General features: G+C 65.6%; 1 protein-coding gene. It reads left to right on the top strand.

All coding sequences use genetic code 11. From position 1 onward, the window contains the following. Nucleotides 1–405 (top strand): hypothetical protein (locus tag E4V01_RS25425; RefSeq protein WP_210234781.1); only part of this gene is annotated, 405 nt, incomplete at its 5' end. Between the last annotated feature and the right edge of the window lie 252 nt (nucleotides 406–657).

A 657-nucleotide genomic window follows, 5' to 3' on the forward strand; every position in this document is an offset into this window, starting at 1 on the left:
AGCGATCCGCGCGTGGACGCGGATGCCTTGAGACGATGGTTCGGCAAAACGTGGCCGTCCGAGCCGGTGGCCGAGAACCGTGCCTGGTTCAAGCTTTTCAAGGAGACCGAGAACGACCCCGCGGTTCACTATCTTCACCGGGAGTTCCTCTTCGCGCGCGACTTCGCCGGCTTGGCGGCCATCTTCCTGGTCGTGTTCGGCGCGGCCGCGGCCTTCACAATGCGTCTCCCGTCCGTGTTGGGCCTCTACATCGGGTTCCTCATCCTTCAGTTTTGGCTTGCCCGACACGCTGCCGCCACCTACGGCAACCGCCTCGTGTGCACCGTGCTCGCCAGGATAGCTGCGTCGCTACCTGACAAGGCAAGGAAAAGCAGGAAGGCCTCATCACGCCCCCAAGTCGCCTGACAGCGGGGAATGCGACTTCGGCGGCCAAGGCCGTCTTGCCCCCCTCGCCGGGTTCCAGCAGCACTCCGGTCTCTGTACGGACGCCCGACCTCGAAGCTGATCGAAGCCTCCGGCCGGTTCGAGAGGAAAATCTCGGACGCGGTCGGCATCCGGTGCTTTGAGGCGGCGCGGCCGTGACTGCGAGGCCGCGTCGCCTACGATGCACCGCGCGCAGCATGTCAGGCGGGAGGGCGGCCTGAACCGGGTGATGTA

Origin of the sequence: Methylorubrum sp. Q1 (genome assembly GCF_004683995.1) — a bacterium.
Taxonomy (GTDB): Bacteria; Pseudomonadota; Alphaproteobacteria; order Rhizobiales; family Beijerinckiaceae; genus Methylobacterium.